Origin of the sequence: Nonomuraea terrae, from assembly GCF_044465245.1 — a bacterium.
In the GTDB taxonomy this organism is placed as follows: domain Bacteria; phylum Actinomycetota; class Actinomycetes; order Streptosporangiales; family Streptosporangiaceae; genus Nonomuraea; species Nonomuraea terrae.
This window is the reverse complement of sequence record NZ_JBITLL010000006.1, coordinates 180,367-193,150: the sequence shown is the minus strand read 5'-3', so window position 1 is coordinate 193,150 and position 12,784 is coordinate 180,367. Positions and strand designations below refer to the sequence as shown.

Genomic DNA, 12,784 nt, shown 5'->3' with positions numbered 1-12,784 from the left:
CGTGACAAGTGGCGAGGTGCAGGTGAGACGGCGGCAGTGGTGGGCGTGGGCGGTGGCGGCGCTCGTCGTGGTGGCGGCCGCGGCACCGCTCGTGCACATGTGGCTCACCAACCCCGACGACCAGCGCCTGGTCGACCTGGACGTCTACCGCACCGGCGGGCAGATGCTGCTCGAAGGACGGCCGCTGTACGACTACGTCACCCCGGCGCCGCAGTTACTGCCGTTCACGTATCCGCCCGTCGCGGCGATGATCGCCGTGGTGCTGGCCAAGATGTCGTGGGAGACGGCGCAGTGGGTGTGGACGGCCGGGATCTTCGCGGCGCTGGCCGTGACCGTGGGGTTCGCGTTCCGGGAGACGCTGCGCAGGGACGCGATGCGCGCGTACGCGCCGTGGGTGTTCGCGGTGCTCATGGTGATGTGCACGTACCTGATGCCGATCAGGGACCAGGTGCGGTTCGGGCAGGTGGACATCCTGCTGGTGGCGCTGTGCCTGGCCGACTGCGTGGCCAGGAAGCCGTGGTGGCCGCGCGGGTTCCTGATCGGCCTGGCGACGGCGGTCAAGCTGACGCCGGGCGTCTTCCTGATCTACCTGCTGGTCACGCGGCAGTGGCGGACGTTCTTCATGGCGTCGTTCACCGCGGCGGTGCTCACGTTGTTGCCGTTCGCGGTGATCCCGCAGGACGCGGCCGGCTTCTGGTTCTCGGCGCTGCTCGACCCCGAACGTCTGGGCGCGAACGCGGCCACCACCAACCAGTCGATGCGCGGCATGCTGATCCGGCTGTACTGGCCCGACCTGCTGACGACCGCGATCTGGGTGGCGCTCGTGGCGGCGGTCGCCTGGTACGGGTTCCGGGGCGCGCGGGACGCGTACGAGAAGGACGATCCGATGACCGCGGTCGCGCTCGTCGGGCTCATGGCGGTGTTGCTCTCGCCGGTCGCCTGGATCCACCACCTGGCCTGGGTGGTCGTGGTGCTCGCCGCGATCGTCGGCGACGGCCGCGACCCGGTGCGGCTGCGCGTGGCGGCGGGCGTGTGGCTGTACTACGTGCTGCCGGTGCCGTGGTGGGGGGTGTCGCTGAGGGCCGCCGACATCCCGGGGGTCAGCCTGGTGCTGGGCAAGATCGTCCAGAACGGGTACGGCCTGGGAGCCCTCGCCCTGGTGTGGTTGCTGGTGTCCTGGTTGCCGAAACGGCGGCAGATCGCTTGACCGGGACGTTACCCTGCGTGCTGTGCTCATTACCGTATGGCTGATCGTGGGGCTCGTCATCGGGGTCAGCGGCGTGCTGATCGGCTGCCTGGCGCTGCGGGAGGCCAGGGCCACCGTGGAGGAGGGCCGGCGCATGCTGGCCCGGCAGCTCTCCGAGGCCCCGGGTGACCTCAAGGCCGTCAGGGACGTCGCGGTGTGCCGCTACGACGCGCTCGCGGAGATGACCGGGCGGCTGTCGTTCTCGATCGCGATGATCAACGGCCTGGGCGACGGAATCGTGCTGACCTCGATCAACGGCCGCAGCGAGACCCGTACGTACGTGCGCCCGGTGGTGGGCGGGAAGGGCGAGGAACCGCTGTCCCCCGAGGAGGAAGAGGCGGTACGGGCGGCCAGGCTCGGCCTCGGACCGGTGGTCGCCTGCCGCGCGGCCGAGACGCTGTGAGGCCAGGGGGTTGGGCGACGATCCGCGGCGCGTGACCGGCTCTCCTGAAGGGTGACCGGCCGGCAGAAGGGTGTGCCGACCGAAACGGTCCGTATTTCCAGGACGCTGTAGGGCGAAAACGGCGACATGCGCCCCCGACCTGCGGTTACTCTGGACCCATGCCCAGACTCGCCTATCTCGGACCGGAAGGGACCTTCACCGAAGAGGCCCTGAGGCTCCTCGACCCCGCCGCCGAGCGGCTGCCGTGCGCCACCGTGAGCGCCGCGCTCAACGCCGCCCGCGCGGGCGACGCCGACGGCGCCGTGGTCCCGCTGGAGAACTCCGTCGAGGGCGCGATCACCACGACGCTCGACGAGTTCGCGTGGGGCGAGCCGTTGATGATCAACGCCGAGCTGCTGCTTCCCGTGCGGTTCTCCCTGCTGGCCAGGCCGGGCACCGAGATGCCGCACATCAAGCGGGTCTACACGCATCCCGCGGCCATCACCCAGTGCCGCGCCTACGTCTCCCGCGAGCTGCCCGACGCCGTCGTGGTGGCCGCCCCCTCCACGGCCGCCGCGGCCCAGGAGGTCTCGCTGCCGGGTTCGCCGTACGACGCGGCCATCGCGGCGCCCATCGCCGGCGAGCACTACGGGCTGGTGGAGCTGGCCTCCGACATCGGCGACAGGACCGACACCGTGACCCGGTTCGTCAAGGTGTGCCGTCCGGGCGGGCCGCTGCCCGAGGCGACCGGATCCGACCGCACCTCGCTGGTGGTCTTCCTGGCCGACGACCACCCGGGCGCGCTGCTGGAGATGCTGACCGAGTTCTCCGTACGCGGGGTCAACCTGACGCGCATCGAGTCGCGGCCGACCGGCGACGGCATCGGGCGCTACTTCTTCCACTTCGACTTCGAGGGCCACGTCGCCGACGCGCGGGTCGGCGACGCCCTGGCGGGCCTGCACCGCATCGCCGGCGAGGTGCGCTTCCTCGGCAGCTATCCGCGGGCCGACGGCATCGCGCCGCAGGTCAAGCGCGGCACGACCGACGCCGAGTTCGCCCAGGCGGGCGACTGGCTGGCGCGCGTCCGCGCCGGCCAGGTCTGAGACACAACCCGGCGACCACGTGCGCGACAGGCGGGGGAACCTTTCCAGCTTCCGTCTGTCCGTGGCCTGACCGGTCACCCCTGCCGGCGGCGCGCCGGGATCACGGATGTGTCGCGGGGGTAATAGGGGGGCGGGGCGCGTCGGTACGCCGGTAGCCTTTTCTTTGTGATTGACCTGCGTACCCTTCGTGAGGATCCCGACCGGCTACGGGCGTCGCAGCGTGCCCGCGGCGAGGACGACACCGTCGTCGACACGCTGCTCGACCTCGACGAGCGTCGCCGATCGGCGCTGACCTCGTTCGAGTCGCTGCGCGCCGAGCAGAAGAGCATGGGCAAGTCGGTCTCCAAGGCGCAGGGCGAGGAGAAGGCCGCGCTGCTCCAGCGGGCCAAGGACCTCGCGGGCCAGGTCAAGGCGGCCGAGTCCGAGGCGGAGAAGCTGGGCGCCGAGCTCGACCAGCTGCTCCAGAGCGTGCCCAACCTCGTCGAGGAGGGCGCCCCGCCCGGCGGCGAGGACGACTACGTCGTGCTCGAGACGCACGGTGAGCCCAGGGCGTTCGACTTCGAGCCGAAAGACCACCTGGAGCTCGGCGAGGCGCTCGGCGCCATCGACATGGAGCGCGGCGCCAAGGTGTCCGGCTCGCGGTTCTTCTTCCTCAAGGGCGTCGGCGCGCGGCTGCAGCTCGGCCTGCTCAACATGGCGATGCAGCAGGCCATCGAGTCCGGGTTCGTCCCGATGATCACTCCGGTGCTGGTCAAGCCGGAGACCATGCAGGGCACCGGCTTCCACGTGGCCCACGACAAGGAGATCTACCGTCTCCCCGATGACGACCTCTACCTGGTCGGCACCTCCGAGGTGTCGCTGGCGGGCTACCACGCCCAGGAGATCCTCGACGGCGGCGACCTGCCGCTGCGCTACGCGGGCTGGTCGTCCTGCTTCCGCCGCGAGGCGGGCTCGTACGGCAAGGACACCCGGGGCATCATCCGCGTCCACCAGTTCGACAAGGTCGAGATGTTCTCCTACGTGCGTCCGGAAGACGCCCACGAGGAGCACCAGCGCCTGCTCGCCTGGGAGAAGGAGATGCTGGCCAAGATCGAGGTGCCCTACCGCGTCATCGACACGGCGGCCGGCGACCTCGGCATGTCGGCCGCGCGCAAGTTCGACTGCGAGGCGTGGATCCCGACCCAGGGCCGCTACCGCGAGCTGACCTCGACCTCCAACTGCACCGAGTTCCAGGCCCGGCGGCTCGCCGTCCGCTACCGCGACAAGGACGGCAAGCCCCAGCACCTGGCCACGCTCAACGGCACGCTCGCCACGACCCGCTGGATCGTGGCGATCCTGGAGAACCACCAGCAGGCCGACGGCTCCGTGGTGGTCCCGCAGGCGCTGCGCCCCTACGTGGGGCTCGACGTGCTCGTGCCCGCCAAGTGAGCGCGGCGGGCGTCGTTCCTGACCAGGGCGGCGCCCGCCAGCAGCACGACGGCGGTCAGCAGCACGGCGAGCGCCGTGGCCGCCGCATGGCTGTCCGGGGTGCCCTGCGCCCAGCCCTGGAAGGGCGTGTAGACGCTCAGGTAGACCAGCGGCGCGCCCAGCGTCCCGACGGCGACCGGCACGGCGCGGGCCCGTCCGGCGATCGCCGACCCGAGGCACACCGCGCCGCTCACCGGGAGCGCGAGCAAGGCCGCGAGGAACGGAAGCCCGCCCAAGCCGGCCACGTCGGCGGGGAACCCCCCGGGGTCGAACGGGTCGCCGGCGACCACCGGCACGGACACGCAGGCGGCGGCCGCGAAGCCGGTGTAGACGCCCGCGTGGCGGCGCAGACCCGCCCCGACCCCGCCGAAGAGCACACAGGCGGCCAGGAAGAGCGCCACGTCCCGCTCCAGGGCCAGGTCCACCTCGGGCGGCTCGGCGCCGGGCAGGCCCACGCGCCGCCAATCGCCTGACGCGTCGCGGACCAGGATGCCGTCCGCGCCGTTCGCGACTACCACCACGTGGCCCTCCGGCCGGTGCTGGACGGCCAGGGCCACGGACTCCAGCCTGTCGTGGGGTCCGTACTGTCTGCTGAGCCGTTCGAGCTCGTCGGGGGAGGCCGCCCACGACGGGCGCCACGTGTGGCCGCCGTCGTCCGACTGCTCCACGGCCATCCGGTTCGCGGCCACCCGGTAGCACCGCGTGGCCTGGTACGGCACGCATTGGGCGGTCCGCGGCGCCTTGCCGTCATCGGCGCCTGAGGTGGGGTTCCACGTGCGGCCGCCGTCCTCGGAGAGCCAGGCGGACGAGGCGTCGGTGCGGACGGTGATCCGGCCGTCGTGCTCCTCCACGGCGACGGCCGTGGGGTGGCCCGGCGCGGCGGAGGTGGCGGTGACGGCGAGGACGGCCAGCGGCATCGTGACGATCATCACGTGCCGGCGGTCCGGGCCGGTGCCGCGCCCGCGTACCCACCAGGCGAGGGCGAGCGCGGGCAGGGCGAGAAGATCGCTGGAGTCGGCCAGGACGCGCGAAGGGCCGCCCACGAAGGTCCAGACCTGGGAGGCGAGGTCCGCGCCCGTCTCCGTCGTTTTCACGAGCGCGAAGACCACTCCGGTCAGCACGGTGGCCGCCAGATCGGCGCGGCGGGGGAGGAGCAGCGCCAGGAGGGCGGGGGCCACGAGGAGCCCGGCCACGTCGCTGAGTTTGCCCGTGACGAACCCGGGCCAGGTCTGCTTGAGCAGATGGTCGTTGATCAGGAGCACGACCACCCCGGCCACGGTCACGGGGTGGCATAACCAGGCGTACCTCATGCAGAGGTTGACGGCCCGCCGCGGCGGTCGGTTCGGGCCGTGACCGGTCCGAGACATGCAAAGACCGGAGCCCGCTGGCCGCGAACTCCGGTCTGTCTTGCCGTTACTACAGGTCAGATGGCGCGTACCTGAGAGGCTTGCGGCCCCTTCTGGCCCTGCGTGATCTCGAACTCGACCCGCTGGCCGTCTTCAAGGCTGCGGTAGCCACTGCCGACGATCTCGGAGAAGTGCACGAACACGTCCGGCGCACCGCCGTCCGGGGCGATGAAGCCGAAGCCCTTCTCGGCGTTGAACCACTTGACGGTTCCCTGAGCCATAAAAGCTCTCCCTCAGGATGATGAATCTATGGGACCCACACCTCGTGAGTCCCGGTGTGTCGTACAGCAAGCACCCGGGGTGGCTCAGACAAAGTCATGCTGGTTTTCACTACGGGATCAGCTAATACAACGCCATCACATCTAACACCATTCTGGCGCGTTGGTGTTCCCGTCCCTACGAAGATTTCTGTCATGCGGCATCACCAGGCAAACTGGAACCTGTTATGCAGAGCCTTCCCCCGCCGCGTCTTGTGGCCACCGACCTCGACGGAACCGCCTTGCGCACAGACGGAACCGTGTCTCCCCGTACGGCCGCCGCCTTCGCCCAGGTCGAGGAATCCGGCAGCATGCTCGTGTTCGTGACCGGGCGTCCGCCCCGGTGGATGGGCGGCGTCGCGGGCGCCGTACGCCACCGCGGGCTCGCCATCTGCGCGAACGGAGCGCTGGTCTACGACCTCCATAGCGAACAGATAGTGGAATCGCACCTGATCACCGTGGAGGTGCTCGAGGAAGTGGTCGCTCAGCTAAGAGCGAACGTGCCGGATCTGGCATTTTCGGTCGAGTACGAAGCCGGTTTTGCGCACGAGTCAGATTTGCTCGCCGCGGTGTCCGGTGGCGATTCGCTGACCGGGCGTCCGTGCGCCAAGCTGCTGGCCCGTCACCCGGCCATGGGCCCGGACGAGTTGCTGGCCATGGTGCACGGGCTCGTCGGCCACCTGGTGACCCCGACCCATTCCTCCGGCAGGGGGCTCGTCGAGATGAGCGCCCAGGGCGTGACGAAGGCGACCGCTCTGGCCGCGCTCGCCGCGGAGCACGCGATCGAGCAGGCACAGAGCGTCGCCTTCGGCGACATGCCGAACGACCTGCCCATGCTGAGCTGGGCAGGCACGTCGTACGCGGTCGCCAACGCCCACCCCGACGTGCTGGCGGCCGTCGATCACGTGACCGCGACCAACGACGACGACGGCGTCGCCCGGGTGATCGAGGAGCTCTACAGGTAGGGGCCGGAGCCGTGCGGCGGGCGCTGCTCGTCGCCCTGCGCCACACCGGGCAGCGCCCTGCGCATCTGCTCGAGCTGGGCACGGGCGGCCATCTGCTGGGCGAACAGCGTGGTCTGGATGCCGTGGAACAACCCCTCGAGCCAGCCGACAAGCTGGGCGTGCGCGATGCGCAGCTCGGCGTCGCTCGGCGGCGCGCCGTTGTCCTCGGTGAACGGCAGCGACAGGCGCTCCAGCTCGTCCACCAGCTCCGGCGCCAAGCCGTCCTCGAGCTCCTTGATGGAGGACTCGTGGATCTCCTTCAACCGCTTGCGGCTGGCCTCGTCGAGGGGGGCCGCGCGGACCTCCTCCAGAAGCTGCCGGATCATGCTGCCGATGCGCATCACCTTGGCGGGCTGCTCGACCAGGTTGGTGACCGAGCGATCCTCCTCGCCGTCATCGCCCTGACCTTGGAAGTCAGGGCCTACCACCACGATGTGGGGGGTGTTGTTGTCCTCAGCATTCATAACACTCACCGTACTAGCAGGATCTTGCCGACGTGTTCTCCGGAATCCAACATTCGGTGTGCTTCGGCGGCGTCCGCCATGGGCACCTCCGCGTGCACCACAGGACGCACGGCACCCGCCCCGACCAGCGGCCAGACGTTGTCGACGACGCTGCGGACGATGACGCCCTTGTCGTCGACCGGACGGGCGCGCAGCGTCGTGGCGTGCACGGCCGCCCGCTTGGCGAGCATGGCGCCGAGGTCGATCTCGGCCTTGCGGCCACCCTGCAGGCCGATGATGACGAGCCGGCCGCCGGTCTTCAGCGCCTTGACGTTGCCCGCCAGGTATTTGGCGCCCATGATGTCGAGGATGACGTCGGCGCGTACCTTGTCGGCGAAGTCCTCCTCGCGGTAGTTGATCACCTCGTCGGCGCCCAGCGCCCTGACCCGCTCCGCCTTCTCGGCCGAGCCGACGGTGGTGACGACGTGGGCGCCGAGCGCCTTGGCGAGCTGGACGGCGAACGTGCCGATGCCGCTGGCCCCGCCGTGCACGAGCAGCGTCTCGCCCTTGCGCAGCCGGCCGATCATGAAGACGTTGGACCACACCGTGCAGGCGACCTCGGGCAGGCCCGCGGCCTCGCGCAGCGGCACGCGCTCCGGCACCGGCATGACCTGCTGCCAGGGCGCCGCTACGCGCTCGGCGTAACCGCCGCCGGCGAGCAGGGCGCACACCTCGTCACCCGGCTTGAACTGCTCGACGTCGGCCCCGACCTCGGCCACCACCCCCGAGACTTCCAGCCCCGGGTAGGGGGACGTACCGGGAGGGGGGTCGTAGAACCCCTGCCGTTGCAGGACGTCCGCGCGGTTGACCGCCGAGGCGGTCACCTCGATGAGGACGTCTCCTCGTTCGACGCGCGGCTCGGGCACCTCGCGCCACTTCAGCACCTCAGGTCCGCCGGGCTCGGCGATCTCAATGGCTCGCATGCGAACCACGGTAGCCGGGCAAAGAAGTGGTGAGTTGCCGGGCTGCACGGTAAGTGATGGCGTTACCCTGCAAGGTATTTGCTGCCCCTTTAGACCCACCCGAGGGGGAACACGGTGGCAAGACACGATCGAGAAGAATCTCTCGAGGAACAGCTGGCCTGGCTCGACGCGATCAAGGAGACGGAGGAGACGACGCCCGTCTCCGTCGGCGCCTCTTCCGCGTCGGCGGACGAGCCGGTGGCTTCGCCGTACCCCAAGGATCCTTGGCGGCTGGTGACCCCGCCGGAGACGCCGCCCCCGCCGCTGTTCCGGGCCGCGGCCGACTCCGTGCACGACACCGCACAGGACCCCGCGCACGAGACCGGGCACCAGACGGTGCACGCGACCGGGCACGAGACGGTGCACGCGACCGGGCGGGACGCCGGGGACGACGTCGCCGAGGACGCCGACGAGACCCGCGCGGTCGCCAGGGACGAGCTCCCGCCGCGGAGCTCGTCCGACGACGCGTTCCTCGCGCCGCTGAAGCCGCTGCCGCGGCCCGACGACACCGACACCTACCGGCTGTCGTTCACGCCGCCCAAGCCCGCCGCCGAGCAGCCGGAGGATGCCGCCGAGGCGCCGCCGTCGTGGTTCGGCGACGAGCCCGCGCGGGCGGATGAGGAGCCGTCCGGGGACGACGGCGAACGGTCCTCGCGGGATGAGATCCAGCCGCGCGTCCCGCAGTGGCCGGAGCAGCCGGAGCCCGAGCAGGAGCGGCCGGCCGAGCCGTCGCAGCCGCCGCAGTGGGCGGAGGCCTCCGAGACGTTGCCGCGCACCGACCTGCCGCACTGGCCGGGCGCCGCCGCGCCGGAGCCCGAGTCGCGCGAACGTTCCCCGTGGCCCGAGCCGCCGCAGGAGCGCCCGCGGTGGTCGAGCCCGGAGGCGAGCCCGCAGTGGACGGGCCCGCAGGAGCGGCCGGAGTGGACAGGCCCGCAGGGTGGGACGGACTGGACGGGTCCGCAGGAGCGGCCCGAGCCGATGGAGGCGCAGGAACGTCCGCGACCGGTCGAGTCTCTGGAGCCGACCGAGTCGTCCGAACGCCCGCACGAACGCCCGCACGAGGGGCCGGGCGAGCGTCTGCACGAGGGGCCGGGCGAGCGTTTGCACGAACGGCCCGCTGAGCGTCCACAGGCGAGCGAGCGGCCCCGGCCGGGTGAGCGTCCGCAGGCGAGCGAGCAGCCCGAGTGGCGGCCCGCCGACCGCGACATCCCGCCGACGCCGCCGCGCCACCGACCGGCCCCGGTCCACGTGTTCAACGCACCGCCGCGCCCCCCGGTCACCGGCCGGCCGACCGTCGACAGCCTCGACCCCGACACCCTCCTGCGCGGACGCCGCAACGCCCCCGCCAAGGGGTGGCGGCGCATGGTCTACAAGGCGTCCGGTGGCTGGATCAAGCCGGGCGAGCCGCCGGAGGTGCGCCGCAGGCGCGAGCTGATCACCAGGGCCCGCACGCCCGTCACCACCGGCCACCACCGCGTCGCGGTGCTGAGCCTGAAGGGCGGCGTGGGCAAGACCACCACCACGGTCGGTCTGGGCGCCACGCTGGCACAGGTGCGCGGCGACCGCGTGATCGCCGTCGACGCCAACCCCGACCGCGGCACGCTCTCCGACAAGCTGGCCCTGGAGACCTCGGCCACCGTGCGCGACCTGCTCAACGAGCGCGAGCAGGTCAAGAGGTACGTCGACATCAGGGCGTTCACCTCGCAGGCGCCCTCGCGGCTGGAGGTGCTGGCCTCAGATCGCGACCCGTCGGTCTCGGAGGCGTTCAGCGGCTCCGACTACCAGGCCGTCGCCGAGGTGCTGGAGAACTTCTACTCCATCTGCCTCACCGACTGCGGCACCGGCCTGCTGCATTCGGCCATGGGCGGCGTGCTCGGCATGGCCGACCAGATCGTGCTGGTCAGCTCGCCGTCGGTGGACGGCGCGCGGGCGGCCTCGGCGACGCTCGACTGGTTGGAGGCCCACCACTACGGCGACCTGGTGAAGAACGCCACCGTGGTGTTGTGCAGCGTCAGGCCCCGGTCGAAGTCCGCGGTCGACATCAAGAAGCTGGAGGCCCATTTCGCCGCCAGGTGCCGCGCGGTGGTGCGGGTGCCGTACGACCCGCATCTGGAGGAGGGCGCGGAGATCGACCTCGACCGCCTCCAGGAGGCGACGCGCGACGCCTACCTGCAGCTGGCCGCCAGCGTGGGGGACGGTTTCACCGCCCTGCGCGAGTGAGCGGAGGGTGTGGGATTCGAACCCACGAGGCCATCGCTGACCTGGCCGCTTTCAAGGCGGCTGCACTCGTCCACTATGCGAACCCTCCCGTGTGCGGAAACCACGATAGCGGCTGTGGTGGCGAGGAGGTACGGTCAGCCGAGCTTCGCCAGCAGCCACTTGGGGCCGGCGGTCTCGGCGCCCAGCTCGGCGACGCGTTCCTTCAGCGCCCTGTCGGCGGTGACGACCAGGACGCGCTCCCACGGCTTGGCCCGGCGTACGACGTCGACGATGGCATCGTCGCCGCTGCCGGTGGCGGCGACGACCTGGATGCCGGGCACGTCGGGGGCGGTCCTGGCCGCGCCCTCCACGACCGCCACGATTCGCGGATACCACTGAGCCAGCACCGGGTGTTCCAGCCGTAGCCCGGCGACGTCGCGCAGCAGCCGGGTGGCGGCGCCCAGCCGGTCGCGCCACCAGCCGTGCTCGGCCCGCGCGCCGACGATGTTGGCCACGTCGAGCACGATGGTCTCCGGCTTGAGGGCGCCCTGGATGTGCTGCCAGCTGGCGGCGAACCCCGGATGCAGGCGGCGCTCGGCGACCTCGGGCAGCGGCAGCCAGCGCATCTCGGTGCTCTCGCTGTTGGCGGGAGCGGCGGCGAGCAGCTCGTCCGACTCGGCGATCACCGTCTCGAACGCCCACCCTCCGTGGTCGTCGAGGTAGACGCCCTGCACCCGGAATCCGTCGCCGCCGAGCGTGGCCTCCTCGCGGGCCTCGCGCAGCGCGCCGGCCACGGCGTCCTCGTGGCTGTCGCGTGCTCCGCCGGGCAGCCCCCAGGTGCCGCCGTGGTGGCTCCACCAGGAGCGTTTCTGCATGAGCACGTACGGCATGCCGACCTCGTCATGGTGTACGAGCAGCAGCCCTGACGCACCGTGGACGCCCCAGTGCCGGTGGCCCTGGGCGCATTCGGTCCAGCCGTCGCCGTCCTGAACAGCCATGAGCGCGTTCCTCTCAGCCTCCGCCCTTGCTGAAGTGCTGGAAGTCCTTGGTGCCTGACCAGTAGCCGCCCCACTCCCAGCCGACCTGGGCGAAGGCCTTGACCACCTTGTCACCCGGGTTGATTACACCTTTACCCTTTGCCGGGCGCTTGGTGAACTTTCTCGCATTGTCGTGGGCGGTGTCGCCGTCCGCGGTGACATAGGGGTTCTGCCGCGGATTGATGTCTATGGCCTCGCCGTACGCGTGGTTCGACCAGCTGGTCGAACCGGTCGCCTGGCGGCAGTTGAAGGCCGAGGTGTTGTTGGCGTCGATGGAGTCGTAGTCGTCGGCCTTGAAGGCGTCGACCAGCTTCATCTGATAGATCGGCCAGCGCCAGTCGTAGAGCTTCCTGAAGACGGTGACGATGTCGTCGGTGACGTTCTCGCGTACGACCAGTTCGCCGGTGTGCGGTTTGTCGTCGAAGCCCCAGTAGGTCAGTGTGACCAGGCGCAGATCCCGGTGATGGACCGGGCAGCCGGGCCGCCAGGAGTAGGGCAGCCGGTCGCGGGAGACCCGCGAGACCTTCGCGCTGAACGTGGGCGGAGCCGTCGGGCTCGGCGTCGCGGTGGTCGGCGAGCCGGTGGTCGGCTCGGGTGTCGGTGATTGCGGCGCCGCGGGCGCGGCCGTCGCGGGTGGTGCGGCGGCCGGACCCGCCGCGCCGCACGCAACGGACGCGATGACCGCGAACGCCAGGGCGGCTGTACGTTTCATCTAGCCACCATATGCGACGTCCGGCCAGGTCAAGGGACTATCAGCACCGTACGACGGGCCCGTTTGGCCAGGGTGGCGGCCACCGAGTGCCGCCACGGCGAACGCGAGCGCCCCACCACGATCGCGTCCGCCATGTACGTGCTCGCCAGCGTCTCCAGCTCGCGGGCCGCCTCACCGCGCATGCTCACGAACGCCCACGGGACCGCGGCGCCGCGTAGTTCCTCCCGCAGGTCGTCGCGCAGGTCGGTGGCCGAGTCGGGGATGACCGGCGACCCGGCGAAGAACCACAGTGTGGCGCTGTTGAGTGACTCCACGAAGGCGACGAGCAGCGCGGCGTCGTCCCGGCGGGCGAGCCCGGCCGCGTACGCGAGCGCGTTGCGGCTCGGGCCCGATCCGTCGAAGCCCACGACGAGCAGGCCGGCTCCGTCCTTGCCGATCTCGAACCGCCCACTGGGGCGCCGGCCTGACACCGGTTCCCACCGGGGGTCCTCGCCGATGCCGAACAC

The 12,784-nt window shown here is 71.1% G+C and carries 13 protein-coding genes and 1 tRNA gene; 6 read left to right on the top strand and 8 right to left on the bottom strand.

Features of this window, described 5'->3' with window-relative positions; translation table 11 throughout:
• Position 1: 1 nt before the first annotated feature.
• The 4 genes from ACIBP6_RS30165 (at position 2) to serS (ending at position 4,159) form a co-directional block, all read left to right on the top strand.
• The gene (locus tag ACIBP6_RS30165; protein ID WP_397057264.1) at positions 2-1,207 is read left to right on the top strand and encodes a glycosyltransferase 87 family protein; all 1,206 of its coding nucleotides are present in this window, start codon (positions 2-4) and stop codon (positions 1,205-1,207) included.
• 22 nt (positions 1,208-1,229) lie between these two features.
• The gene (locus tag ACIBP6_RS30160) at positions 1,230-1,649 is read left to right on the top strand and encodes a DUF4446 family protein (RefSeq protein ID WP_397057263.1); all 420 of its coding nucleotides are present in this window, start codon (positions 1,230-1,232) and stop codon (positions 1,647-1,649) included.
• Between the two features lie 158 nt (positions 1,650-1,807).
• Positions 1,808-2,731 (top strand): prephenate dehydratase, encoded by a 924-nt coding sequence (gene pheA / locus ACIBP6_RS30155; RefSeq protein ID WP_397057262.1) that lies wholly within the window; start codon positions 1,808-1,810, stop codon positions 2,729-2,731.
• A 165-nt stretch (positions 2,732-2,896) separates the two neighbouring features.
• On the top strand, positions 2,897-4,159 hold the full coding sequence (gene serS / locus ACIBP6_RS30150; protein ID WP_132611534.1) for a serine--tRNA ligase: 1,263 nt from the start codon (positions 2,897-2,899) through the stop codon (positions 4,157-4,159).
• On the opposite strand, the gene ACIBP6_RS30145 is transcribed toward serS, so the two are convergent.
• Together ACIBP6_RS30145 and ACIBP6_RS30140 are read right to left on the bottom strand one after the other, a co-directional pair.
• Positions 4,123-5,508, bottom strand: coding sequence for a hypothetical protein (locus ACIBP6_RS30145; protein WP_397057261.1), 1,386 nt, complete (start codon positions 5,506-5,508; stop codon positions 4,123-4,125). The genes serS and ACIBP6_RS30145 overlap by 37 nt on opposite strands.
• A 113-nt stretch (positions 5,509-5,621) precedes the next feature.
• Entirely contained in the window at positions 5,622-5,825 is a 204-nt protein-coding gene (locus tag ACIBP6_RS30140; RefSeq protein WP_091081014.1) for a cold-shock protein, read from the bottom strand.
• Positions 5,826-6,049: 224 nt separating this feature from the next.
• On the opposite strand from ACIBP6_RS30140, the gene ACIBP6_RS30135 reads away from it, so the two are divergent.
• A complete protein-coding gene (locus tag ACIBP6_RS30135) occupies positions 6,050-6,826 on the top strand; it encodes an HAD family hydrolase (RefSeq protein WP_397057260.1) in 777 nt (258 codons plus the stop codon).
• Here ACIBP6_RS30135 and ACIBP6_RS30130 read toward each other — a convergent pair.
• The gene (locus tag ACIBP6_RS30130; protein ID WP_132611540.1) at positions 6,817-7,329 is read right to left on the bottom strand and encodes a bacterial proteasome activator family protein; all 513 of its coding nucleotides are present in this window, start codon (positions 7,327-7,329) and stop codon (positions 6,817-6,819) included. The two genes, ACIBP6_RS30135 and ACIBP6_RS30130, sit on opposite strands and share 10 nt — an antisense overlap.
• 5 nt (positions 7,330-7,334) lie before the next feature.
• The gene (locus ACIBP6_RS30125; RefSeq protein WP_397057259.1) at positions 7,335-8,291 is read right to left on the bottom strand and encodes an NAD(P)H-quinone oxidoreductase; all 957 of its coding nucleotides are present in this window, start codon (positions 8,289-8,291) and stop codon (positions 7,335-7,337) included.
• 114 nt (positions 8,292-8,405) lie between these two features.
• On the opposite strand from ACIBP6_RS30125, the gene ACIBP6_RS30120 reads away from it, so the two are divergent.
• A complete protein-coding gene (locus ACIBP6_RS30120) occupies positions 8,406-10,550 on the top strand; it encodes a MinD/ParA family ATP-binding protein (RefSeq protein WP_397057258.1) in 2,145 nt (714 codons plus the stop codon).
• Between the two features lies 1 nt (position 10,551).
• Here the strand turns inward: ACIBP6_RS30120 and ACIBP6_RS30115 are convergent.
• The 4 genes from ACIBP6_RS30115 to ACIBP6_RS30100 all read right to left on the bottom strand — a co-directional run bounded on the left by ACIBP6_RS30115 (position 10,552) and on the right by ACIBP6_RS30100 (position 12,784).
• Positions 10,552-10,638, bottom strand: a tRNA-Ser gene (locus ACIBP6_RS30115).
• 46 nt (positions 10,639-10,684) lie between these two features.
• On the bottom strand, positions 10,685-11,527 hold the full coding sequence (locus ACIBP6_RS30110; RefSeq protein ID WP_397057257.1) for an NUDIX hydrolase: 843 nt from the start codon (positions 11,525-11,527) through the stop codon (positions 10,685-10,687).
• Between the two features lie 13 nt (positions 11,528-11,540).
• Positions 11,541-12,278: a M15 family metallopeptidase gene (locus ACIBP6_RS30105; protein ID WP_397057256.1), complete on the bottom strand. Its 738-nt coding sequence runs from the start codon at positions 12,276-12,278 to the stop codon at positions 11,541-11,543.
• A gap of 29 nt (positions 12,279-12,307) precedes the next feature.
• Positions 12,308-12,784: a universal stress protein gene (locus ACIBP6_RS30100; protein WP_132611546.1), complete on the bottom strand. Its 477-nt coding sequence runs from the start codon at positions 12,782-12,784 to the stop codon at positions 12,308-12,310.

What these genes read in the sequence shown, in the direction of transcription:
- ACIBP6_RS30125 (WP_397057259.1), bottom strand. Translation starts at nt 8,291, where the DNA reads ATGCGAGCCATTGAGATCGCCGAGCCCGGCGGACCTGAGGTGCTGAAG.
- ACIBP6_RS30105 (WP_397057256.1), bottom strand. Translation starts at nt 12,278, where the DNA reads ATGAAACGTACAGCCGCCCTGGCGTTCGCGGTCATCGCGTCCGTTGCG.
- pheA (WP_397057262.1), top strand. Translation starts at nt 1,808, where the DNA reads ATGCCCAGACTCGCCTATCTCGGACCGGAAGGGACCTTCACCGAAGAG.
- ACIBP6_RS30145 (WP_397057261.1), bottom strand. Translation starts at nt 5,508, where the DNA reads ATGAGGTACGCCTGGTTATGCCACCCCGTGACCGTGGCCGGGGTGGTC.
- ACIBP6_RS30130 (WP_132611540.1), bottom strand. Translation starts at nt 7,329, where the DNA reads ATGAATGCTGAGGACAACAACACCCCCCACATCGTGGTGGTAGGCCCT.
- ACIBP6_RS30140 (WP_091081014.1), bottom strand. Translation starts at nt 5,825, where the DNA reads ATGGCTCAGGGAACCGTCAAGTGGTTCAACGCCGAGAAGGGCTTCGGC.
- ACIBP6_RS30135 (WP_397057260.1), top strand. Translation starts at nt 6,050, where the DNA reads ATGCAGAGCCTTCCCCCGCCGCGTCTTGTGGCCACCGACCTCGACGGA.
- ACIBP6_RS30110 (WP_397057257.1), bottom strand. Translation starts at nt 11,527, where the DNA reads ATGGCTGTTCAGGACGGCGACGGCTGGACCGAATGCGCCCAGGGCCAC.